Here is a 26,343-nt window from a genome sequence, read left to right as displayed (position 1 = left end):
AAATATGTGTGTTATTGTCATTAATGCAAAAAAAGAATCGCAAAAAGTCAAAAAAAATGAGGGAGGAAGTTCTAAAATGAATCAATATTGCAGTAGTATTCTTGACTGAAATGAGGTCAGTTTTTTTAAAACACTATCAACTTATGCAACTAGCCAATAAAGTAGCAGTGATCACTGGAGGAGCCAGTGGTATAGGACTTGCAATTACACAACTTTTTGCTTCTAATGGAGCTCACGTTCATGTTTTGGAATTGAATGAAAATGTCACTATAGATGCTGAAGGTGATGTTAAAATTCATCAATGCAATGTGGCAAATCAGTCACAGGTCAATCAGGTTTTAGAATCTATTGTCAAAGAACATGATATTGATATTTTAGTTAACAATGCTGGTATTGCCCATGTTGGCAAAATAGAAAACACCAACGAAGAAGACATGGATCGCCTGTATAATGTAAATATCAAAGGGGTATTTAATTGTATCAAAGGAAGCTTAGATTCTTTAAAAAAAACGAAAGGAGTTATTTTGAATATGGCTTCTATAGCCTCGTCAATCGGTATTCCTGATCGCTTTGCCTATTCCATGACCAAAGGTGCAGTATTGACCATGACCTATTCTGTTGCTAAGGATTATCTGGCTGACGGTATTCGGTGCAATTGCATTTCTCCTGCCAGGGTACATACACCCTTTGTAGATGGATTTATTGCTAAAAATTATCCCGGACAAGAAAAGGAGATGTTTGAGAAACTATCAAAATCTCAACCTATCGGGAGAATGGGCAAGCCATCTGAAATAGCTGAATTGGCTTTATTTCTTTGTTCTGATAAGGCAGGATTTATTACCGGTACCGATTACCCTATCGACGGGGGATTTATAAAACTAAGCAATTAACAAAGGTATCATTTACCTGTTTTTGATTCAGAGCAATAATGTGATTGATACTGTAAAGACAACTATAATATAAATTTATACTTATGAAACTAATAAGATTTGGACAAGAGGGCAATGAAAAGCCCGGTTTGATATTGGAAAGTGGAAAGAAAGTGGATGTATCTGCTTTTGGAGAGGATTATGATGAAAATTTCTTCGGAACTAATGGAATAGAAAGATTGGCCGAATGGCTTAAAGGTCAGGACAATCTACCGGAAGTTTCTGATGATGAAAGATTGGCAGCATCTATTTGCAGGCCGTCGAAAATTGTTTGTATTGGGTTGAACTATGCCAAACATGCAGCAGAGAGTGGTATGGATGTACCTGCTGAGCCTGTTATTTTCTTCAAGGCAACCAGTGCAATTGTAGGGCCTAACGACGATGTAATCATTCCTAAAGGAAGTGAAAAAACAGATTGGGAAGTAGAATTGGCAGTGGTAATTGGAGCAAAAGCCTCTTACGTAAGTGAAGAAGATGCAATGAACCATGTAGCTGGTTATGTGCTACACAATGATTACAGTGAAAGGGCATTTCAACTCGAACGTTCAGGACAATGGGTGAAGGGTAAAAGTTGTGATACTTTCGCTCCGGTAGGGCCATGGTTGGCTACTAAAGATGAAATCAAAGATCCACATAACTTGAACCTATGGTTGAAAGTGAACGGAAAGATGATGCAAAATAGCAATACTGACGATTTGGTATTCGGTATTCCAACACTTATCAGTTACTTGAGTCAATTTATGACATTGCTCCCTGGTGATATAATTTCTACCGGAACACCTTTCGGAGTAGGTCTTGGGCTAAATCCACCAGTGTATCTTAAAGATGGAGATGTGGTAGAATTGGGTATCGATGGATTGGGTACTTCTAAGCAAAACTTGAAAGCATACAAAGGTTGATATTTCACCGAAACTGAAAAATTATTTATGAAAGTAGGTTTGTTCATACCGTGTTACATAGATCAGTTTTATCCAAAAGTAGGTATTGCTACTTTGGAATTACTGGAAAAATTGGGAGTAGATGTCAGTTACCCCGAAAATCAGACATGTTGTGGACAGCCTATGGCCAATTCCGGTTTTGAGTGTTATTCAAAAGACTCTTACGAACTTTTTGTTAAAAACTTTCAGCAATACGATTACATAGTTTCTCCTTCAGGTAGTTGCGTTTATCATGTTAAGCATCATTTCAACATTATAGATCAAAGCAAAGAGGTCGAACACATTAGAAATAAGACTTATGAGCTTTGTGATTTTATTACAAATGTTTTGGGCGATCCGGGTTTTGAAGCATCATTCCCTAAAAAAGTGGGGTTGCACCAGAGTTGTCATGGCTTAAGAGGATTGAGACTTGGCGAATGTAGTGAAAGGGTAGGAGTGCCTTTTTCTTTTGCAGAATCTCAACTGAAGAAAGTAAAAGGCATTGAGTTGATATCACTGACCAGAAAAGATGAATGTTGCGGATTTGGTGGGACATTCGCTGTAGCTGAGGAAGCAATTTCGGTTAAAATGGGAAAGGACAGGTTGCAGGATCACATTGATCACGGCGTAGAAGTATTGACGGGGGGTGATATGTCTTGCCTGATGCACCTGGAAGGACTTTTGAAAAGAAATGGTCAACCCGTTGAAGTGAAACATATAGCAGAAATACTCAATAGCCAATGTTAACACATCCAAAAGCTGCAGCGGAATTTAATAAAGATGAGGATCGGGTAAACTGGCACGACAAATCTCTTTGGTTTGTCAGGAACAAACGTGACTTGGCAGTAAATAAAATTCCTCAATGGGAAGAACTAAGGGAAACGGCATCTCAGATTAAAATGAAGGTGCTGTCAAACTTAGACACCTACCTCGAAGAGTTTGAAAAGAATGCTAAAGCCAATGGTATTCAAGTACATTGGGCGATAGATGGTGACGAACACAATAAAATTGTAAAGGGCATTCTGGACAAGCATAACGTCAAGAAGTTGGTCAAAAGTAAGTCAATGTTGACTGAAGAATGTCACCTCAATCCATTTCTTGAAAAACATGGAATAGAGGTCGTTGATACAGACCTTGGTGAGCGGATAGTTCAATTGGCGAAAGAGCCGCCGAGTCATATAGTGATGCCCGCCATTCACAAGAAAAAGGAGGAAATTGACGAGCTTTTTCAACGTACTATGGGCACAGAACCCGGCAATGGAGATCCTCAGTTTCTCACCAATGCTGCCAGAGTTGATTTAAGAGAAAAATTCCTGAATGCAGATGCTGCATTGACAGGAGTAAATTTTGCAATAGCAGATACTGGTGGATTTGTAGTATGCACTAATGAAGGAAATGCCGATATGGGTGTACACTTAGCCCCTGTGCATATTGCTTGTATGGGCATGGAAAAGCTTATTCCTACTATGGAGCACTTAGGAGTATTTCTGCGCTTGTTGGCAAGAAGTGCTACCGGACAATCGATTACTACTTATTCTTCTCATTTTCTAAAACCAAGAAAAGGGCAGGAGATGCATTTGGTAATTGTTGACAATGGGCGTACAGAACAACTTGGACGAGAAGATTTTAGAAACTCGCTGAAATGCATCCGATGTGGGGCTTGTATGAATACCTGCCCGATTTACCGCAGGAGTGGTGGACACAGTTATGGCAGTGTCGTTCCAGGGCCTATTGGTTCTATTTTGTCTCCAAATATTGATTTAAAAAAATACTCGACTTTACCTTTTGCTTCTACTCTTTGTGGTTCTTGCTCGGATGTGTGTCCGGTGAAAATTGACATCCATAGTCAGTTGTACAAATGGCGTCAGGTGATCATGAAAGAACACCCTGATAAAGTAAAACAAGTAGCCATGAAGGTGAATGGAAAGGTGTTTAAATACCCTTGGCTCTATGATATACTTGGAGGATTTGCCCGGACAATGCTCAAAATAATACCACGAGGGATAATTTATAGTAAATTGAATGTCTGGGGCAAGCAAAGAGACTTACCTGACGTTCCAGAATCCAGTTTTAAAGCATGGTATAAGCAGAATAGAAAGAAAAATGGATAGCAGGGCTAAAATATTGGATAGAATAAGACAAAATAAGCCGGAGGTTGATTCCAGTTTTGATTTGAATCAATTCTTGGATGTGCCATTTGACGATTTGGTTGAAAGCTATCAGGCCAGTTTGGCAGCCAATGGTGGTAACAGTCTTGATTTACCTGATAAGGGAAAGCTGGAAGGCATTCTTTTGGAAGAAGTAGGGGATAAATCCTTTGTTGATTTGACAGGGATAATCAAATCAAAAACGAGTTTTAACTATGAAGGTATTGATCAACCTAAAGAGCTGTCTGAAGTTAAAATTTTAATTGTTGCAGGAAAATTAGGTGTAGCCGAAAATGCAGCTATTTGGCTGGATGATGATATTTTACACGAGGTTCGTGCGCTTCCTTTTATCGTGGAACGAACTATTTTTATCCTGGATAAAAACAACCTTGTACCGACCATGCACCACGCCTATCAAACTTTAGGTGGAATGAAATCTGGTTTTGGAACATTCATCGCAGGCCCCTCCAAAACAGCCGATATAGAACAAAACCTCGTAATAGGAGCACATGGCACCAAGTCTCATTTGGTAGTGTTGGTGTAAACAGCCCAAGCCTTAAGAACCTTTCTATTGTTGATGAATAATGATCAACAGCAATACTGCTTTTTTAAAATAATCATCATTTTATTTTTTTGCTTACTGACATTAGGATTAAAATTGTCAGATGATTGACTAGAAATGTGAAAAGGTTTCGGAAGTGAAAGTGCTTGTGCACAGTGCACATCTTATTCCAAAACGTTTCTTTTGGATGTAATCCTGCCATGAAAGACCAAAATATGTTGGACGAAAGCGAAATACTTCTAAAATTAAAAAACGGAGAGCAAAATGCTTTTCGTCAGATATTTAGTAAGTATAGTCCTTATGTTTACAATGTGTCATTGCAGTACTTAAACTCAAAATCGGAAAGTGAAGAGATAGTTCAGGAGGTTTTCTTCAAGGTTTGGCTACATAGATCAAAAATTAAAGAGGATTTGCCCTTTGCCCCTTATGTGGTAAGTATAGCAAAGAATCTTATTTTCAATAAATCAAAACATCAACTGGTCGAGCAGGCCTATTTGCAGCACCTTTCCCATTCACCAAATATTGCCGGCAGTTTCACAGAAAATAATGTACATTTCAAAGAAATAAAAAAAATTACGGAACACTATATTGAAAACCTTCCATTGGTAAGAAAAGAAGTGTTTAAGCTGAGTAGAAATGAAAATTTGAGCAATAAAGAAATAGCCCATCAGCTCAATATTGCCGAAAGAACGGTTGAAAATCATATTTACAGAGCACTGAAGTCTCTTAAGTTGTATTTAAAAAGCCGTGGCTATCTGGAATTAAGCCTGTTATTAACTTTTCTTCAATAAATTGTTATTTTTTTGTGATGTTGAGTGAGTAGTCGGGCGTAGTACAGTGTACTATATGCAAACGACTATAAAAGTGAACAAAGAACAACTAAAACAATTCATTAAAAATAATTACTCTGGAAATTATCCTGAGTTATTAATTCAATGGATCAATTCGGCAAATTTTGAGAAGGATCTAAGTTTATACATAGAACAGGATTTATTTGATCAAATAGAAAAGGGTAACCCAAATAAATCCGTTAATCTTGATCATATCGTTGACGAAATACTGTCCATTGTAAAATTGCAGGAGGAGGGATTGAAGTTAAATGATTCCTCAAATCAAATCATACCCGATGAAAATGGGTTGAGAAATGCAAATCAGGGTAACAGAAAAAAAATCTGGCTGAAACCTGCTCTGAAAGTAGCAGCTTCATTGGCATTGATTATAAGCACTATCTTTATTTATATCAAAGTAAGCGAATATAATTTGGATAAAGCTTCTGGCCAGTTTAGTTATCAAACTAAAGAAAACCCAAAAGGAAGGAAATCTACTATCTTTCTCAAAGATGGTTCTAAGGTTATCCTGAATTCAGAAAGCTCGATTTCTTATGATGAAAATTTTTCTTCTGGCATTAGAGAGATAGAGCTGAAAGGTGAGGCGTTTTTTGAAGTAGTCAAAAATCCGGAACAGCCATTTGTAGTCAGGAGTGGAGGAATCTCCACAGTAGCTTTGGGGACATCCTTCAATGTACGTAATTATGGAGAAGAAAACATAACTGTGTCGCTTGTTACAGGCAAAGTAAGAATTGATAAAAAAGGAAACCAGGGGATAGAAAATATCCTTATGCCTGGTGAAAAATTGACATATATACGAGAAACTGAAGAGTTTGAAAAGCAGAAATACAATGATTATGGAGATTTGCTCTGGAAAGATGGTATTCTTTCTTTTAAAAAAGCATCAGTATCTGACGTGGTTGCCAATCTGGAAAGATGGTATGGAGTAGAGATAGAAATTGTAGTACCAGGCAATAAAAAGGTCAGCTATGGAGGTGTATTCAAAGATCAAAACTTAAAGCAGGTATTAGAAGCTGTGGGATTTACCCTCAATTTCGACTATAGTATAGATGGAAAAAAAGTAAAAATCATGTTCAATTAAAATGTATAGTATGATTTGAAAAAATAAAGACAAATAAAAAAACGGTACCGCAAGGCAGCACCGTTCTGGATTTTACTATAGTAAACCCCATACTTCCCCAAGCATTGGTTTACTCTAGTTCAGTTTTAAATAAGTATTAACTAATTAAAACCATACAAAGATATGAAAATTAGACCATTACCTCTACTAATTAAGATTATGAAATTGTCAATATATGGTGTTTTTCTACAAATCATTTTGTTGAATTTAATTTTAGCAAATGATTCAAGCGGCCAAAAAGGAAGCAGCTTGAGTGTGAAAGATGTTTTTATTGACATACAACTGAAAGAAGCCTCACTTGAAAAGATATTCAGGGCAATTGAAAGCCAGACTGAATATAATTTCAATTATGACAAGTTCGAATTGAGCAACGAAACGAAAATGAATTTTCATAAGAAAAACGTTTCAGTAGCAGAAGTTTTATTAAAGATATCTGAAAGTGCTGGGCTGAAATTCAAACAAGTGAATAAGACCATTAATGTTGATAAACTCAATAGATCTGGACAACAATCTCTGGAAGTTGTTTTTGAGGATGTAGATATTTCTGGTAAGGTGACTGATGAAAATGGTCAGGGATTGCCAGGCGCTTCTGTTGTCATCAAAGGGTCTGGCACTGGAACTACCAGTGATCTGGATGGAAATTTTAAAGTAAATGTACCCAATGATGCTGTGTTGGTATTTTCGTTTGTGGGGTACTTATCTCAGGAGATTGCAGTAGGAAATCGAAGTGTCATTGACATACAAATGGTTTTGGATGCGACTCAATTGGATGAGATAGTAGTAACAGCATTCGGAATAGAGAGAGAAAAGAAAGCTTTAGGCTATTCTGCACAAGAATTGGGTTCTAAAGATTTATCGGGAGCAAGAGACATTAACGTGACAAGTTACTTGACTGCAAAAGTGGCAGGAGTACAGGTGTCAAAATCTGCCAGTGGCACTGGTGGATCTACCAATGTAGTCATCCGGGGAAATAGCTCTATAAGTGGGTCAAATCAACCGCTCTATGTTGTGGATGGTGTACCAATCATAAACTTTAGCAATAGTGGTAGTGGTTCAGGGCTTTCAGGTTCAGGAGAGCATGACTATGGAGATGGCATTGGTGATATAAATCCTCTTGATGTGCAATCTATGAATGTGCTTAAAGGGCCTGCTGCCACTGCTCTTTATGGTTCCAGAGGTGCCAATGGTGTGGTTTTGATTACAACTAAATCCGGGAAAGGCAAAAAGGGAATTGGCGTGGAAATTAACTCCAATGTGACATTCGAAAAGCTCAATTTATTTCCAAATTACCAAAATCAATTCGGTTCCGGGTATGATGACAATGGTGTCGCTAGTTTTTGGAACGAAGAAGTAGATGGTGTTCAGTATCCTTTTCCTGACAATGGAAACTTGGATAACTGGGGTGGTCCATTGGATGGAAGTATTAAAATAATAGATCGATTTTTGATGCCTGATGAAGAAGGACTTCCTTTAAGAACAATGGATTATGTGGCTCAGCCTAAAGACAATGTAAGAGATTTTTTTCAGACTGGAGTGACCATTTCCAATACTATTGCTATCACTGGTGCAAATGATAATTCTTCAATGAGGTTATCCGTTGGGAATTCATCTACTTCCGGAATCACTCCCAACCATGAAATAAAAAAGAAGTCGGTTTCTTTTAGAGGATCTACAAAGGTCAATAAAATGCTGTCTTTTGAGGGAAAGGTAAATTACTTGCGTACAGAAGGTGACCAGAGACCAGCAAATGGGTATTCTCAATACAATCCTATGTGGAATTTTGCCATCATGTCAAGATTTACCCCTTTAGACTATGTAAAGGAATATTACGAAGAAACAAAAAGTTACAATAGGCCTCCGGGAATGAACTATAGTCCTTGGTATATTGTGAATGAAATAAAGAACAATGATGTCAGAGATAGGTTTATAGGTTATTCTTCTGCCAACCTAAAATTTAACGATTGGTTGAGTCTGACGGGTAGAGTTGGTTTGGATTTTTATGCTGAGTCGCACTTTCAAAGTTGGAGACGAGGTGCTCGTGGAAACGATCAAAGTAAAGGTCGTATGATCGAAAGCAATAGAACTAGAAGAGAATTAAATGCTGACCTTATGTTAACAGCCAATAAGGAGCTTTCTGAAGACTTTAATTTGGTTGTTGTATTGGGTGCCAATACTTGGACTAGTTTCTCCAACAATATGCAATGGGATGCTAGAGATTCCAAAGTGGATGATGTATATCAAATCTCCAATTTTCTCGATGTGAGACCATCTTCTGGACTCGCTCAAAATGAAATGCAGTCTGTATTCATGACTGGGCAACTTGCCTATAAAAATTATTTGTTCTTAGATGTGACAGGAAGGAATGACTGGTCTTCAACATTAGGGGTCAACAACAATTCTTTCTTTTATCCATCTGTGAGCACAAGTTTTGTATTTACAGAAGCATTGGATCTTGATCAACGGATATTAAGTTTAGGAAAGATACGAGTTTCCTTGGCACAAGTAGGTGCATCAGCAGATCCTTACCTCACTACATCAGGGTATTCTTTCAGCCAAGAAAGTTATAATGGGAAGCCTTATGCCTCTAAAAGTGGGCAAATACCATTGTTTGACTTAAAAAATGAGCTGACTACTTCATGGGAAGTGGGCACTGATTTAAGATTTTTTCAAAATAGAATTAGCTTGGATATGACGTACTACAATGCGAAAACCAGCAATCAGATCTTAGCATTGCCTATATCCAATGCATCAGGCTATAGCAGTGAAGTGATCAATGCAGGAGAAATTCAAAATAAAGGAATAGAAATTACATTGGGCGCTACACCGTTTAAAACCGAAGCTTTTCGATGGGATGTAAATGCCAACTTCTCTGCTAATAGATCTAAGGTTGTGGAATTGGATGGTACAGTACAGACATATAAAATACTTAATACCAATGACGATTCTTGGTCTAATGATGTCCATGCTGAGGTCGGTGCTCCTTATGGCAATATCATAGGATTTAAATACTTAAGAAATGAAGAAGGACGAAAAATTGTTTCGGCTGGTGGTGAATACCAAAGAGAAAGCGAAGTGTCTGTCCTTGGAAATATCAATCCTGACTGGATTGGTGGTCTCAACAACACTTTTTCTTATAAAGGGTTTAGTATGAATATTCTTTTGGACTTTGTTCAGGGAGGTGATTTTACATCTCATACAAAGCGATGGATGACGCAAAAAGGAACTGGAGAATGGACCGTAGAGGGCAGAAGACCAGTAGCCACAGATTCTGATGGCAATCAATTGCCATATACTGGTGTGCTGGATGGTGTAGTACTCAATCCTGATGGAACTTATTCTGAAAATACACAAGCTGTACCCGGACAAAAATATTGGGCGTCCAGAGCCTGGAATGGTATTGGTGAAGAATTCGTAATTGATGGAAGTTACATTTCTCTGCGAGAAGTAATCCTAGGATATACTTTCCAGCCTGCTATGTTGAAAAAAACACCTTTTACATCTCTTAATTTGTCTGTTATCGGCAGGAATTTGATGTATCTCCATGAACATACCACTGATTTTGGAATAGCACCTGAATCAGCTCCGAACACATCAGGGGGAGCATCGGGTGTAGAAGCACTCGCTGTGCCTTCCACCAGAACTTATGGGTTCAATGTTAAATTGACATTTTAAATGATAAGAGATATGAAATTATATATAAAAATAGCTTTTATGTTGTTAGTATCACTACTGATCAACATTTCATGTACGGATGATTTTGCTGAATTGAATACACCAAATGACCTAATAACATCTGATGTAATCAACCTGGATTTCTTATTTACTAGGGTATTGGCAGAATCAATAGTTCATTCAGAAGAGAATGGAATGGGCACAACTGGTAATTATTGTGGTATGTCGTATTCTGGCGCCAATGCACCGTTTGTATCCGGTGACAACAGTGGAGTTTGGAACAGAACTTATGGTGACTACTCAAGAAACTTGAGTGATATTATCTATTTGGCTTCTACTCGTGAAGATTCTGAAGATTTGGTAAATAAGAAGGCTGCCGCAAGAATTATGAAAGCATGGGTATTCGCCAGAACAACAGATTGGTATGGAAATATTCCCTATTCTGAATCTTCATTAGATATTACCAAGGCCATTTCTACTCCTAAATACGATTCTCAGAAAGATATTTATATCGATTTGTTCAAAGAATTGAAGGAAGCTGTAGCTGAGATTGACAACAGCAAAGCTTCTTATGGATCAGCTGACATCCTTTATGGAGGCGATATGGACAAATGGGTGAAACTGGCAAATTCTCTAAGGTTAAGATTGGCATTGCGTATTCGTTATGCAGATGAGACTCTTGCAGCAACCGAAATGGCCGATTTGACTGAGGCTAACCTGATCACTTCTAGATCCGATGATGCAAAGCTTTATACCCGATCAGAGTTTACTGATCAATTAAATGATCAGTATTCAAGTTTACTCCAAACAAAAAGTAATCTGGCGAAAAGAAAGCCTCCAAAAACCTTTATTGACATTCTAAAAGATTCTAATGATCCAAGATTGAAAGTATTTGCGGACACGGCTAAGGCATCTTTTCCGGGCACTCCTGGTTATGAATCCATAGACTTTTTTGGATACAGGGGAACACCATTACTGGGATCTGCCCCTGTGCAACAAAAGTATCCTTATGGAGATCAAACAACTTCGGATTGGTCCGACATTCTTTATACGCCGACACAAGAGTTGCCAATTTTCAATGCTTCAGAAACTTATTTTGCATTGGCAGAAGCAGCGTTGTTTGGATTGAAAGGCAACACCTCAGATGCTCAGGGTTACTTTGAAAAAGGTATCAGATTGGCTCAGGAGCGTGTGCTTGAAATGTATGAAGGAGCGAAAAGTGAATTGCCGGAAGTCGAAAGTTTGTTTTTGGCTCAGGGAGGTGGTGAAAGTGATGCTGCTTATCTGGCCCGGGTAGATGCTCATGTGGAAAGCTTGCTTGAGAGTCATAAAATAACCCAGACAGAGATTGATGATTTTATAGCTAATGCTGCTGTAGTTACTTTGTCTGGATCTCTTGAAGAACAATTGGAACAAATCATTAATCAAAAAATGATTGCATTGTTTCCACAAGAGTCGGAAGGATGGGCTGAATGGAGAAGGACAGGATACCCAAGGATACTTGTTGGAGATGACAACAGTGCGCTTGCAGGTACCATACCACGCAGAATGCCATGGCCTACCAGTGAGCAAACCATTAATGGTGAACAATATCAGGCTGCTTTAGAAGCCATAGGAGGTGATGGTAAAAACACCAGACTCACTAAAGTATGGTGGGATCAAAACACAAACAGACCACAACATCCAGGCACAGTTGAATGGATGGAACAACCTTGGGTACAAACCAATTGATGAAAATTTGAATACCAGATCATCTGACAACTAACGAAGTTAGATGGTCTGGTTTTTAATAAATTTTCACATTCCAATACCATTGATAAGGTCTTGTTAAAGTGAATGGCAAGACAGAGGTAGAAATCAATTATTGAATACAATAAGCTTTTACAATTTCTAATCAATCTTAAAATCTGTACAGGACAAAGACAATCTGTTATTATGGATATTGAACATACTTTGGAAAAGTTGTGGCTGAATTATAGTGCCATAACACCTTCGGCTTTTAGTATTAAAAATTTATTTGAGTCACTTGGTGAGCAGGTTAAGAACGATCATATCGCATTCAGGACATTCAATGACCCCAGGGTAAATATTGAAAAGTTAGCCTTGCCATTTATCCGATTGGGCTATGAACCAAAACAGGATTATTATTTCGAAGAAAAGAAGCTCAACGCCAGGCATTACGAACATCCTGATGAAGGTTTACCTAAAATTTTTATAAGTGAACTGATACTGGAGAAATGCACACCAACCTTACAGGCAACTGTGTTGCATCTTCTCAATTCATTGTCACCAAGGCACTTATCAGAAGACCTTATTTTCTCAGGAAGGCTATGGGATAAACCTTTTGTAGATACCTATGAGCTATTGCGAAAGGAATCGGAATATGCAGCCTGGCTATACTTATATGGTTTTGTTGTCAATCATTTTACCATAGATGTGAATGCCCTTAACGGGTTTGCTTCTATCGAACAGGTCAACGATTTTTTGAAAGACAATGGCTATAAGCTTAACGCCTCTGGTGGTGAGGTAAAAGGAAAACCTTCAGATTTGCTTCAACAGTCAAGTATTTTGGCTGACAGGATAGAATATGACTTTCAAGAAGGTATGCATGAAGTGCCTGGTTGCTACTATGAATTTGCCATGAGGTATGAGAAAAACGGAAAGCTGTTCAATGGGTTCATTACCAATTCGGCAGACAAAATATTTGAAAGCACAGATAATTCACCACTATAAAACTGATTTAGGTTTAATGAAAGCGAAAAATAAAGTATCAATATCATGAAAAATATGAAAGACCTAATTTCCCTAGTCAATATCGTTGCAGCTTGTTTATGTATTCTTACTTCATGTGGCACTGAAGATGTTACAAGGGACGACAATGGACAAGGCAAACCTTCTATTTCAATAGATGACAATGCACTAATGGTTGCAGACAGCATCATTAATGTTTCTGTTACACAAGACTCAACTATTATAATTGATTACATAGTTGATGCTCCTAACAGGATACGTTTGTTAAAATTAACCATAAATGAGACCACAGAAAGTATTTCTGAGGCAGGTGGGAAGGTAAATTACACAGGACAAATTGAAGTTGAAATTCCCTTTGCCAATAAAACAATAGAATTGGAATTGGAGGTGACCGATAATGAGGATGAGGTCGCTACCCAAACTATTGTTGTAAATATTGAAGGTCCAGTAGTTGTCTTTCAAAGTGGTTTTGAAGAGGGAAATAAGGACATATGGGACGACTGGGACGGAAATCCAGACGAATCCAACCTGCTAGTGGAAGACCCTGGACCCTTTGATACACCAGGCAACCACGTGATGAAATTGATCCCACCACCGGGGGAACGAGGTGGTGCTGACCTGGTAAAAGTTTTGCCATCTCAGCATGACAGGTTGTATGTTCGTTGGTACATTAAATATGAAAACGGGTTCAATTTTAATGCGCTCAACCATGGAGGGGGCTTGTTTGCAGGGGATAGAAATCTCCTGGGAGTAGCAGGCATACGACCTGATGGAACCAACAAAGCCTCCTGTACTTTAGAATATAGTTCGAGCCTTCATACACCTCATATATACGCCTATTACCGGGGCATGCATCAGGACTGTGCAGTTCCGAATGGAAGTTGTTGGGGCGATATATTTCCTTGCACAAGTGATGAAGGACAAACCTATTGTGAACATGTGCAACACCGTGACCCGCCGCTTCCACCCGTATTGGAGGCGGATACATGGTATGGCATGGAAATGAAATTGAATCTAGGAACACCTTCACCTGATGGATCTATCAGGGATGGGGAAATTTTCCTTTGGGTTGATGGAGTCAACTATGGAAAATGGGATGACTTATGGATGCGCACCACTTATGGTTTAAAATTAAATATACTTTGGCTTTCATTATTTCATCATGATGGAACCCATGCTGATGCAGGCGTTTTTTACGACGATGTTGTAGTCAGTACAAAACCCATAGGGATGGGAAAGCTAAAAACAGATTAATTGGCACAGCTAAGTAGTTACAGACTTTGAAAACGAATAAGGCCTATCTTCATTGGAAAGAAAACCTGTTGATTAATCAAGGGTAAGGGTAGAGGGTTTAGTCTTTAAAAAATGGAAAATGGAACCCAATAAGCAAACGGTGAGGTAAAGAAAGAAAAGAGGTTAAATAGAAATGCTGATCAGGTAAGGCAAGCTAATATAATAAGATATGGAATGAGAATTTTTTTTAATTAAAACTAAACAAAATGAAACGAAAATTGCTTTTATTATTAACCAGTATGTGTATGATTGCGGGCGTTTATGCTCAGCCAATCATTAGCAATGTGAGCGGCACAGCTCAGAATGGGCAAACCATAACCATCAATGGTAGTGGTTTTGGAAATACAGGCCCCAATATTGTAATCTATGACGAATTTGAGGGAACTAATGCCATGGAAAATGGCAACATTCCTCTTACTAGTCCGGCTATTGGTAGTTGGAATGGAAAATCCAATGAACCTAAATATCATTCGTCTTCCCACTCCGGCGACTACAGTTTTGCATTGAACCGTGGTTCTACTAATTACAGCCAGTTTCAATACGAATCAAGCAATTCTTTTACAGAAGTATTTCTTTCCTACTGGGTAACGCTTCCCAACGGTATCATGCCTAGTGCTTCCACTCCAGGTGAATGGAACCATACGAGTAACTGGAAGATGAGTTGGATCTACGAGGGCAATACAGGATATGGGGGTGACAATGATGTTTGCACTCCCACTTGGATTTCTCCTGGAAGCTGCAATATTAGCGGTAATGATCAGGCAGCACTCAAATATGCTAGTGCTTCTAATTCCTCCAAAACATTGTACCTTAGCAGCGGTTGGCTTACGTTCACCAATTGGGCTCGTTTCACTATTCATATGCGAGCAGACCCCACTAACTTGACAGGGTGGACAAGCGATGCATACGTACAGACTATTAATGCTACAGGACAATATGAGAAGATAATGGACGATGCTCGGGTTTTTGATGATGATTATCGTAGCGAAACCAATATTCAAACCAAGCAATGGGATCACATTAGTTTGCCCGGATGGATCGGAAACTGGGATGGTAACCGGAATTATTTTGACGGTGTATACGATGATATATATATAGCCACAGGATCAGGAGCAGCAGCAAGGGTTGAAATAGGTAACGCCTCCTCTTACAGTGCTTGTACCAACCTTGCCCTGACAACACCTACATCCTGGTCTGACAACACGATTGCTACAACAGTAAGAACAGGGAGTTTTGATGAAATGGATACGGTATACCTTTATGTTATCGATAAAGATTATAACGTTAACCCGACAGGTTACCCAATAGTCATCGATGGAAATGGTGGTGTAACCACACATACCATTACAGCCTCATCAGGTACAAATGGTACAATTACGCCTTCTGGATCGGTATCAGTAGTTCAAGGCAACAACCAAAGCTTTACCATCACAGCTGATAGTGGCTATGAGATCAGTAACGTTATTGTTGATGGTGTTAGCCAGGGTGTTGTTAGCAGTTATACATTTACTAACGTACAGTCCACCCATACGATCTCAGCCAGCTTTAGTGCTGTTCCCATTGGAAATGAGGTGATAGTAGATAATGGAAGTACCGGAACTTCACAATCCGGTTCGTGGAGTAGTTCTTCCTATTTTCCGGGGTATTATGGCAGCAGTTATATGTATGCGCCCAATGCTACCGGGCATTGGTATGAATGGACGACCAGCCTTACTGCAGGGACTTACGAGGTGTATGCCTGGTGGTCAGCAGTTGCTGGCCGTCCTGCCGATGCAGTCTATGACATTACCCACAGTGGGGGCACTGCCAATGTTACAGGGGATCAGACTACTAATGGTGGACAATGGAACCTGCTCGGTACCTATACTTTTGGCAATACAGGAGTAGTGCGTCTCAATAGCAATGCTAATGGTTCTGAAGGTGCCTGTGCTGACGCAGTAAAGTTTGTTGAAGTACCCACACATACCATTACGGCATCAGCCGGAACAGGTGGGAGTATTAGCCCAGATGGCTCGGTGCAGGTAATCCAGGGGATCAACCAAAGCTTTACCGTCACGGCCGATACCGGTTATCAGATCAGTGATGTGACTGTTGATGGTGTCAGCCAGGGCGCGGTTTCCAGCTACACTTTTACCGATGTACAGGCCAACCATACCATTTCTGCAAGTTTTGCTGTCATTAGCAGTGACATCATTGTAGATAATGGAGGCACAGGCACTTCACAATCCGGTTCGTGGAGTAGTTCTACCAATTTCCCCGGGTATTATGGTAGTAGTTATATGTATGCGCCCAATGCCACTGGGCATTGGTACGAATGGTCTGCCAGCCTGACTGCCGGGACATACGAGGTGTATGCCTGGTGGTCGGCAGTTGCTGGCCGTCCTGCCGATGCAGTCTATCACATTACCCACAGTGGGGGCACTGCCAATGTTACAGGGGATCAGACTACTAATGGTGGACAATGGAACCTGTTGGGCACCTACACTTTTGGTACAACAGGCGTTGTGCGTCTCAATAGTAGTGCCAATGGCCCTGAAGGAGCGTGTGCCGATGCGGTAAAGTTCGTTGAAGCCCCTACCATAGAAAACCTTGCCCTAAATAAATCAGTGGCTGTTTCCGGAGAGCCTGAACCAGCCAATCCTGGGACGTCTGCAGTCGATGGTATTGTTACTACCCGTTGGTCTGCTTCTGGGGGGTACCCACAATGGCTCGAAGTTGACTTAGGAGATATTTACAATATCAATGCTACAGAAGTGGTCTGTTACCAAGACCGGGCTTACCAGTTTACTATAGAAGCAAAAACCACTATAGGGGGCGGCTATAGTCAGATAGTGGACAGAAGCGCCAACACACAGGGTGGAAGCGAGGCTTCCCCGATAAGGGACGACTTTACAGAGGTAGCTGCCCGCTATGTCAGGATAAACGTCACAGGGGCCAACGTTTATTCAGGAACCTGGGTTAGTCTGTTGGAGTTCAGGGTGTTTGGAGTTGCGATTCCGATAGAGGGTGGCAGGGTATTAAACAATAAACAATTGTTGCAACAAGTTGAAGCAGGTAAAGAGAGTGGAATAGAAGTTTATCCAAACCCTTCCAGCACAACACTCACCATAACTGTAAACAGTGAATGGGAAGGTCTTTCGAAAGTAGAAGTATATAATACCCAGGGGCAGCAAGTGCTCCGTGAATTAGAAGTGTCTTTTCCTCATCAGGTTGACATTTCATCATACCAGGAAGGAATTTATCTGATTAAGATAACGAATGGAACCAATGGTATTGTAAAAAGGATCATTAAAGAATAATAATCCAATATACCCTCCTGGCTTTTCCGGGAGGGTATATTGTAAAAAAATAAACTATCAAATATAGTTGAAAAGAGATGTTTTATAAACCTATTTGTCATTTGACTTATATGACAAACTCACATTAACAAAAATTATAAAATTGAAAAACCGAATTATTGTATATGCTAAATTGACTAGAATATTCGTGTTGATTTTATTTTTACAACTACTGGTATTGGCTAAAATTCTTGCTCAAGAAGACAAATCACATTTTAGCAAAGTTTTTGGAAGGGAAAAACCATTTAGGGTTTTTCTCCCCAAAGATTATCATACTACTGTAAAGGCGTATCCCGTCATTTATTACTTTCATGGCAACAAAGGAACCCATGAATTGAAGTTGCCGGGAGTAGTTGAACTGGTGGAAGCCAATGACGTGATCTTGGTAGCATGGAATGGAAGATCGGTTGATTCGGATATTCGCCCTTACAACATAGGAAACCATTCCAATGTCAATTATCAGGTGCAATTTAAAGACTATTTTCTGGAGCTTGTTGACCATGTTGATGGCCATTATCGTACATTGACCGATAGGTCGAACAGGGCTGTAATTGGCCATAGTATGGGAGGGATTATGTCATTTTTCCTTGCTGCCAAATACCCAGACCGAATTGGTACGGCTGTAAATTCCAAAGGCTCACCTGAGTTTTTTATAGGATATCCTGACAACCATACTTTGTATAGTGTCAGGTACTTCTTTAAATACTTACATGGTGTCAATACCAGGTTTCACAACAGCAGCAATGGGGAATTGGTCTACCTGAACAATGAAGTACACCAGGGGGCTCTCAGGGAAAAAGGATTGAACTATGAATATCAGGTATATGAAGGAGGACACACCTTGACTGCAAAGGGGTTTGAAGATGCTTTCAATTTCGTGATTAAATCATTCAAAGACCCTGCGCCTGTTCCTCGAAGATGGCACCATACGGATATCTACCCTGAATTTGATATTTGGGGCTATAAAGTGAAAAGCAACCTCAATGAGCCTGGATTTATCGATATGAGGGGGGTGACGAAAAGTGGGTTGGGGATTGGTACAAAAAAATGGCAGCCAAATGGAAGGCCTATTCCTGAAGTAAATATACAGATTATTACACCTGGGTTATATGAACCAGAAACAGAATACACTTTGTTGGACTACAACATTTCAAAAGGTGCGAAAGTGATTTCGAAGGTAAAGAGTGATCCTTCAGGTAGTATTAAATTTGAAACCAATCATGAAAACCATCAAATTGGTATTTATAAGAAAAATGATCCAGCAGATATTGTTTTCATGACTTACAAGGTCAATGATAAGGACATTTTTCTTGATCAGGGCAAAGAGTCCAATTTGAAGCTTCAATTGCTCAACCGGGGAGGGAGTAGCATCAAGAATTTAGTTGTTCAGTTGAGTACCGGGCAATCAGGTGTTGTCATTGCCAATCCTGAAGTAGTGATCAAAGAAATCAAATCTGGAGAAGCCATTTGGTTGCCCGAACCTTTTAGGGTGATCGCTTCAAACGATCCCGTTGAAGATGGTACACCATTTAGGATCAGGTTTAACCTTGTTTTTTCTGCTGGTAAAAAGCAAGCTTGGCAGGATGAGTTTGATGCACCTGTTTTTTATGATGTGTTGGAATTTGGCAACATCGGGATAGATGATGGGGATACTGAAATATTTGGAAGTGGCAATGGCAACAATATAGCTGAACCAGGGGAAACCGTTATGTTCTATGAAATTACAGGAATGAGCAAGCGTTTGCGTGTGTACTACGATGACCCATACCTGGATGAGCGACTCTATGATGAAATACAGCCAGATAAATGGGGCGATGGTTACACCTTGTCTTCTTTGATCAAAGTATCACAGGATTGCCCAATCGGACATGAGATTAGGCTTCTTGCCAGCTATGAAGTGAAAGAGTGGAAGGCCATTAAACGCAATGTGACCTGGGGCACGTTTAGCATTACAGTTGGTGAGGTAAATAAGTAATTGAAACAAGAATTTAAAACAAACAATAAATGAGTGGTATAAAGCATTTGAAATGGATTCCCAAACTATTATTAGTAGCAGTTATTTTGGTCATTAGTGGATTTCATTTTGCAAGTGGTACAGAAACGAAAATTGAGCCTGACGATAAAAAAGCACTTGATGAGGAAAGGGTTTTCATCATCCATGCCCCTATTACTGATTTGGTAGAATTCAGGGAATTGGCAAAGCAAGCCAGTTTGTTGAAGCCTTATGGTCAGGTTGAAATCAACATCAGTACATTGGCAGATAAAAGCTTTTATGAAATTCCTGAAGGAAGGAATTTTTGGTATGAATATGCAAGTCGAAACCCAACACCATACAAGTTTTTTCCTGATCCCAAAATAGCACCCTATATACCTGTGGACTTTGTTAAAAAGAACAGGGAATCGCTTTTGGCCAAGGCGAAAATATTAAGGGAAATGGGGTTGGGTGCAGCATTTTGGAGTTACGAGCCCAACTTCCTGCCAGTTGCATTTTTTGACAAGTATCCAGATATGTTGGGGCCAAGAGTGGACCATCCCAGAAGGAACAATCAACCAGCATTTGCACCCTGTATCAGTGTGGAAGAGACGCGTGAAATGTATCAAAGCATGGTGGCTGAACTGTTGAAAAATGTACCGGAAATCAAAACTTTCTTTTTCAAAACCAATGATGCAGGTTCTGGTATTTGTTGGTCGGACTGGCAATATGTGGGGCCAAACGGGCCTTCACACTGCAAGCATAAAAGCATGGGTGAGCGTGTTGCCCTGTTGATGAATACGTTTCAAGAGGGCGCAAAAGCAGCAGGAAACGAGATATCTATCTACCTGACAGGATCCATGTTTTCTGATGAAGAAAAGAAAGATATTTATAGTCATTTGCCCGAAAACTGCTACTACCAGAGCCACAACTCGGATAAGGTAAAAGCAGTGTCCAGTCTGGCTGTAAGCCACTTTCCAGTAAAGGGAATGTTGGATCCATTGGCTTTTTTGAGAAGTATAAAGTCCATAGATGAGGAAAAGAACAAGACGATTTTTATAAGCTTTCGGGCATCTTACGATAGGGGATATGAGCGACTGGATACCAGTGGCAAGTTTTTAGAAATGTTTGTAAAGTACCTGAGTGTTGAAATAGGGGAAGGGGAAGTCAATGAAATCAAGGCCTTGCAACAAATTTGCCTGGAATGGGCAGGTGAGCAATACTCCGAAATACTTTTAAAAGGCATTTTGGCGCTGGAGGAAGCCAATAAGTACAAATCCGATGTGTTAGGTAGAATTTCGGCTATCTATTGGAGTGTGTCTTCCAGACATGTTACCAGACCATTGGTATTTGCACCCGATCTTTTGAAAAAGGAAGAAGAATCTTACTTTATGCCGTATGTTTTCAATCCAACGGAAGATGAAGCTAGAATGGACTACACGGATATACATGGCGGTCACGCGGATATACAGGATGGAGTGGTGCAGAAATACTTGTCCAAGCTTAACAAAGCAATTGGTTTATTGGAAAAAGTTGGGGCTGAAGCACCTGAAAAAATATCCATTCAAAATTTGGCAACTGGCCTCAGTATTTATGGTAGTTTTATCAGGAGTGCTGGCAATTTCGCCGAAGCTCAGGTGATCAGGGAACGTAGCGCTGACAAGGTGAAAACAGGCCCGCATCGTCCGGGTAAGTCTGGAGATTGGACTGGTGACCCTGATTTACAAAGCTTCAATGCTGTGATGCGGGATGAGTTGGACAATGCACAGACATTGATCAATATTCTGGAAAATGGAGGGATGGGTTTTATCAATCACGCCAAAAGCCCGGAGTATGAAGATACGTTCTTGCTTGGGCCAGACCTCATAGACCAACTCAAACTCAAAAGGAAGATAATGCTCCGTCATTGGATAGATATTGAAAGCTATTTGACAACCCCCTTTAAATAAGGGCAACTCACGGAGATGGCAGAAAAATTAATTAATAAGATTTATGAGTCTATATAATAGGAAGATGATAAAATTGGTAAGAAGGTTTTTATTTTTAATGCTGATTGGTCAATATGCTCACTCCTCAGCTTCAAATAATGAAATTAAAGGAGTCAGTATCGGCGGGGAACTGAAAAAGTGGCATACAGTGACTTTATCTTTTGAAGGTCCTGATTTGGCCGAGAATTCCATTGACCCAAGTCCCTTTTTGGATTATAGGTTGCTCCTAACGTTTACTAATGGTGTTGATAAATTTGTTGTACCCGGCTATTTTGCAGCTGACGGAAATGCTGCTGAGTCCCATGCTACCAATGGTAATATATGGCGGGTACATTTTTCTCCAAATAAAACAGGGTTATGGAATTATACTGCTTCTTTTAGAAGGGGTGTCAATATTTCGGTAAGCAATGAATTTAATGCAGGTAAGGCCGAACTTCAAATCAATGGCCTGAAGGGTTCATTTTTTGTAGAAGATTCAAATAAGTCAGGTGTTGACTTTAGAAGTAAGGGACGCTTGAGTTATGTAGGGGAGCATTATCTAAAGTTTGAAGAAACGGGGAAATATTTTGTAAAAGGAGGGATTAATAGCCCGGAAAATATGCTAGCGTACGATGATTTCGACGACACCTATGATCATGGAGGGCAGGTAACCAATTATCTTCATACCTATTCACCACACGTTAAACATTGGAAAACCGGTGATCCCACCTGGGATGGAGGAAAAGGTAAAGGATTGATTGGTGCAGTCAACTACTTATCAGATATAGGGTTGAATGCTGTTTATTTTCTTCTTCAAAATGTTGATGGAGACGGGGATGATACATGGCCATGGACTACACACGAAAAAACAACGGAATATGATTGCTCAAAATTGGATCAGTGGGAAATAGTTTTTGAGCATATGCAAAAAAAAGGATTGATGATCCAGATGGTTCATCAAGAACGTGAAAACGATCATTACTTAGATAATGGCAACCTCGGTATTCAACGGAAGCTATACTATCGTGAACTTATTGCCCGGTTCGGTCATCACCCGGCATTGGTCTGGAACCTGGGAGAAGAAACTACAAATACTAAATCACAAATTGCCGAATTTGCGGCTTATATTCGTTCAGTAGATTCATATAATCACCCCATAGTAATTCACACCTGGCCTGCCAAAAGTGAACATGATCGAGTTTACAATTCACTATTGGGTAACCCTTATTTTGAAGGGCCATCATTCCAGATTAATGGACAAGGGGATTTACAAGCACACGATTTATTGGTGGAATGGATTGATAAATCCAAAACAGCAAATAGGAAGTGGATTGTGAATTTTGATGAAATAAATCCGCATACTACAGGATTAAAACCTGATTCGGAAAATCCTGGTCACGATGATCGCAGGGTTTATGATTTATGGGCCGGCTATATGGCAGGCGCTGCGGGAGTAGAATGGTATTGTGGGTCAGAATCAAATTTACCTGATGATATAGCGGGTGTATCTAATCGTGACCGAACACTTGAAAATTTTACAACACGAGAAGACATGTGGGTTCAAACCAGAATTGCCCGTGAATTTTTTGAAAATAATATTCCTCTGAGTGAAGTCAGTCACTCAGATCATTTAGTTTCAAAAGGTCTGTGTCTTGCTAAGCCCGGTGAAATTTATACGGTGTACCTGACAGAAGGAGGTTCCACAGAACTTGATTTAGGTTCATCCAATTCTACTTTCTCAGTGAAATGGTTTGATCCCCGCAAAGGAGGTAAACTTCAAAATGGGACTGTTACTTCCATTACTGGTCCTGGGCAAAAGAGCCTTGGAAACCCTCCTTTTGAGAAAGACAAGGATTGGACTATTCTCATATCTGGTAAACCAACAGGAATTCAGATCAGAAACTTCACTACTGTCCCAAGTTTGAGTCTTCCCATTGGTCAATCCGTTGATATTTCTTTTTATGCGCGAGTCACCGATGTTGAACCGGGGGAAATAATAAGTGTTATTCTCGATTTAAGAGAACTGGGGGAAAGGAATCAAATTAAAATGACAAAATCAGGAGAATACTACATATATAAACACACAATTACCCTGATTGATGAAGGAAAAAGAAATGTTGCACTTACCGCAACTGATAGTGATGGCAATGTTGTGTCTTCAATTACACCAATGTTTATTGAAAAAATAAGCACTCCCAGTTATCGTGTAAATGTGATTGGTGCTTCTGGCAACAAATCCTTTGACCCTGGAGAAAATGTTCAAATCGAAGCTAAACCAATACATAAGGGAAAAAAATTCAAAAAATGGATTGGAGATGTTTCGTTTTTGAATGATTCGACAGTCTTGAGCCCAAATTTTAAGATGCCTGCAAGGCACTTAAACTTTACTGCAATCTATGAACCAATAAACCAATCAGAACCTAAGGAGTATTTCGAAGAAACGAAAGGAATGGTAATATTAGAAGCAGAGGATTATCATTCCAAGTTTGCCCTTGTTCCCACTAACGGAACCCAAAAGTTAAATCACGACTGGTCATTTGAAAAGAAAATGGATGGATATTCTGGAAAGGGATATATGACCAACCTTCCAGATGAACAGTGTGAAAGTTGTAGTGGTCACAATTCACCTAAAAATGGTTCAGGTGCTGAAATGGTGTATCAAGTGAAAATAAATACTGATGGAGTGTATAAAATTTGGTTGCTGGGAAAATCGCTTGGGGGTGAGTCAAATGGTGTACATATTCAGATAGATAACAAATTCGTCATGAATAGCGCAGGAACCAATATGAGCGGCTTCCGTCCTCACAAAAAATGGGTCTGGGAACATGGCCATAAAAATAATGTACCAGAACCGAAAATGTATTTATCGAAAGGATTTCATACGATCCATGTTTTTGGAAGAGATGATGGATTCAGTCTAGATAAAATAGTGCTGGGGATAGATCAAAATGATGTACCTGATGAAAATGATAGAAGACAAAAAGTTAAATAAGAGATTTATTGAGTATATCTATTAGTTTGTATTGTATTTATAAAATTCTGAAACACAAAATGAATTTAAAAAAATTTAGTCCTGAAACTTTGTGTAAACATAAGTTTTTGACCTTCTTTTTCTTTTTTATACTAACTATAAAAATATACGCTGGTCAAATAGTGACTGACAAAAATAAGGAAGTCGGAATTTATGAGCTATTTGAGTTGAGTATATTAAACGACAGACAATACGGTGATGCATACAAGGATGTGGAATTGGTTGTTCATCTAAGAAACCCAGATGGTCAGATATTGCTGCATTATGGCTTTTTCGATGGAAATGGTATTTGGAAAGTGCGTTTTAGCCCAGATCAAAAAGGAGATTGGACTTATAAAGCATTCTTTTCGGACTCTTCAAAAGAAACAAAAGGAGAATTTAGGTGCGTTTCTTCCCAGCTGCCCGGGCTGATATTAAAAAATGAAAACAATCCTTTTTGGTTAGGAAAAGGTGGTAGCGCAAAAACGTTATTTCGGAGCTTTCATGTTGGTGATAGGTTTTTTGCTAATAACTGGGATGATCCGAATGAAGAATCCGATGGAAATTCACGCATGAAATTCCTCGATTGGTTACAAAAGAACAAGTACAATATGCTTTCTATTGCCAGCCATTATACAAATCGTAACGAAACAGGTCGAGGGGCAGGGTGGGATACTCCTGTACTTTGGCCATTAAATTTTGATGAGTTTCGTAAAATGGAAGCTATACTCAATGAATTAAAAAACAGGGATATTACGGTTTTTCCATTTGCAGGGTTTTTCGGATGCAGTGGTAGCTGGCCTGTTAATCCTAAAGATCAGGTATTGTATATTAAGTACACCCTTGCACGCATTGGACATTACCCCAATATCATTCTTTCAGTTGCCGGGCCTGAGCCTTTCTGGTTAGATGACCAGAAATATTATAAAGGGAAAATGCGATTGGACGATATCCTGCAATTGGGAAATCTTATTGACAGTTTGGATGTTCACTCTCATATTTTGACCGTTCATAATGAAAAACGAGCCACCCAATACGGTGATCCTTTCATTGATGAACCCTGGTATAGTTTGAGTACTCTACAAGGGCCAACTGTGAAAAACCGTGAAGAATTGTATACCGGTCTAAGTATGAACCATCATCGGTACAAGCCGGTTTATGCTCAGGAGACACTTTGGGCAGGAAATAAGTACCATCCAATCTATACGGATGACGACCTGAGAAAGCATACCTATACAATCCTATTCTCTGGCTCAATACTCAATTTTGCTGATATGGATGGTAATTCATCTAGTGGTTTTTCAGGCACACTAGATTTAAATAATCGGTTTCAAAATAAGCATGATATAGTACACAAAGTTTGGGATTGGTTTGAATCTATTAATTTTCATCAAATGACCTCCAGACAGGATTTAGTAAAGCAGGGATTTTGCCTGGCAAATGAAGGCCAGGAATATTATATCTATCTGGATTCAATAGGTAAAGTTGAATTATTTCTAGATTTTCCATACCTGCTGGATTCTGAATGGATCAATGCTCAAAATCCCGATGATAAAAGAGTTGGGCCTAAAGTGAACAAGAAACATATTTTTAGTACGCCAGATGATGGTGATGATTGGATACTTCATGTATATAATAGATTGTAATCTGCAAGTGCATAATCAACTACAATAATATAGAAAACAAGAGTCCATTGAAGAATGGACTTGGATAGTAAATGAGAACTTTAAAACTGATGACTATTAACACATAAATTATGAAAACATTAAGGATAATTTTTTTTTCAATTGGAGTGATTTTACTATCCATAAGCATTT

General features: G+C 39.3%; 16 protein-coding genes. All 16 read left to right on the top strand.

Going from position 1 to position 26,343, the window contains the following annotated elements; all coding sequences use genetic code 11:
• The first annotated feature begins 143 nt into the window (after positions 1-143).
• The 16 genes from AAOP42_RS22510 to AAOP42_RS22435 all read left to right on the top strand — a co-directional run bounded on the left by AAOP42_RS22510 (position 144) and on the right by AAOP42_RS22435 (position 26,172).
• Positions 144-890 carry an SDR family NAD(P)-dependent oxidoreductase gene (locus AAOP42_RS22510; protein ID WP_349530844.1) on the top strand — a complete coding sequence of 249 codons (747 nt, stop codon included), beginning with the start codon at positions 144-146 and terminating at the stop codon, positions 888-890.
• Between the two features lie 83 nt (positions 891-973).
• Positions 974-1,828: a fumarylacetoacetate hydrolase family protein gene (locus AAOP42_RS22505; RefSeq protein WP_349530843.1), complete on the top strand. Its 855-nt coding sequence runs from the start codon at positions 974-976 to the stop codon at positions 1,826-1,828.
• Between the two features lie 27 nt (positions 1,829-1,855).
• Positions 1,856-2,593: a (Fe-S)-binding protein gene (locus AAOP42_RS22500; protein ID WP_349530842.1), complete on the top strand. Its 738-nt coding sequence runs from the start codon at positions 1,856-1,858 to the stop codon at positions 2,591-2,593.
• Positions 2,587-3,957 (top strand): lactate utilization protein B, encoded by a 1,371-nt coding sequence (locus tag AAOP42_RS22495; protein ID WP_349530841.1) that lies wholly within the window; start codon positions 2,587-2,589, stop codon positions 3,955-3,957. Before AAOP42_RS22500 ends, AAOP42_RS22495 begins: the two co-directional genes overlap by 7 nt.
• Positions 3,950-4,537, top strand: a complete 588-nt coding sequence (locus AAOP42_RS22490; protein WP_349530840.1) for a LutC/YkgG family protein — start codon at positions 3,950-3,952, stop codon at positions 4,535-4,537. Before AAOP42_RS22495 ends, AAOP42_RS22490 begins: the two co-directional genes overlap by 8 nt.
• Positions 4,538-4,755: 218 nt before the next feature.
• Entirely contained in the window at positions 4,756-5,346 is a 591-nt protein-coding gene (locus tag AAOP42_RS22485) for an RNA polymerase sigma factor (protein ID WP_349530839.1), read from the top strand.
• A 55-nt stretch (positions 5,347-5,401) separates the two neighbouring features.
• A complete protein-coding gene (locus AAOP42_RS22480; protein ID WP_349530838.1) occupies positions 5,402-6,484 on the top strand; it encodes a FecR family protein in 1,083 nt (360 codons plus the stop codon).
• A 198-nt stretch (positions 6,485-6,682) separates the two neighbouring features.
• On the top strand, positions 6,683-10,195 hold the full coding sequence (locus tag AAOP42_RS22475; RefSeq protein ID WP_349530837.1) for a SusC/RagA family TonB-linked outer membrane protein: 3,513 nt from the start codon (positions 6,683-6,685) through the stop codon (positions 10,193-10,195).
• 12 nt (positions 10,196-10,207) lie between these two features.
• Positions 10,208-11,926: a SusD/RagB family nutrient-binding outer membrane lipoprotein gene (locus tag AAOP42_RS22470; protein ID WP_349530836.1), complete on the top strand. Its 1,719-nt coding sequence runs from the start codon at positions 10,208-10,210 to the stop codon at positions 11,924-11,926.
• Between the two features lie 204 nt (positions 11,927-12,130).
• Complete coding sequence (locus AAOP42_RS22465; RefSeq protein ID WP_349530835.1) at positions 12,131-12,928, top strand: DUF1338 domain-containing protein; 798 nt, start codon at positions 12,131-12,133, stop codon at positions 12,926-12,928.
• 54 nt (positions 12,929-12,982) lie between these two features.
• Entirely contained in the window at positions 12,983-14,200 is a 1,218-nt protein-coding gene (locus AAOP42_RS22460) for a hypothetical protein (RefSeq protein ID WP_349530834.1), read from the top strand.
• A 245-nt stretch (positions 14,201-14,445) separates the two neighbouring features.
• On the top strand, positions 14,446-17,538 hold the full coding sequence (locus AAOP42_RS22455) for a golvesin C-terminal-like domain-containing protein (RefSeq protein ID WP_349530833.1): 3,093 nt from the start codon (positions 14,446-14,448) through the stop codon (positions 17,536-17,538).
• Between the two features lie 142 nt (positions 17,539-17,680).
• Positions 17,681-19,552 (top strand): alpha/beta hydrolase, encoded by a 1,872-nt coding sequence (locus AAOP42_RS22450; RefSeq protein ID WP_349530832.1) that lies wholly within the window; start codon positions 17,681-17,683, stop codon positions 19,550-19,552.
• A 29-nt stretch (positions 19,553-19,581) separates the two neighbouring features.
• The gene (locus AAOP42_RS22445) at positions 19,582-21,498 is read left to right on the top strand and encodes a hypothetical protein (RefSeq protein WP_349530831.1); all 1,917 of its coding nucleotides are present in this window, start codon (positions 19,582-19,584) and stop codon (positions 21,496-21,498) included.
• A gap of 64 nt (positions 21,499-21,562) precedes the next feature.
• Positions 21,563-24,508 (top strand): DUF5060 domain-containing protein, encoded by a 2,946-nt coding sequence (locus AAOP42_RS22440; protein ID WP_349530830.1) that lies wholly within the window; start codon positions 21,563-21,565, stop codon positions 24,506-24,508.
• 59 nt (positions 24,509-24,567) lie between these two features.
• Complete coding sequence (locus AAOP42_RS22435; protein WP_349530829.1) at positions 24,568-26,172, top strand: DUF5060 domain-containing protein; 1,605 nt, start codon at positions 24,568-24,570, stop codon at positions 26,170-26,172.
• The last annotated feature ends 171 nt before the right edge of the window (positions 26,173-26,343 follow it).

Origin of the sequence: Reichenbachiella sp. MALMAid0571, from assembly GCF_040151475.1 — a bacterium.
In the GTDB taxonomy this organism is placed as follows: Bacteria; Bacteroidota; Bacteroidia; order Cytophagales; family Cyclobacteriaceae; genus CAXBNB01.
This window is presented reverse-complemented; position numbering and strand designations above follow the sequence as displayed.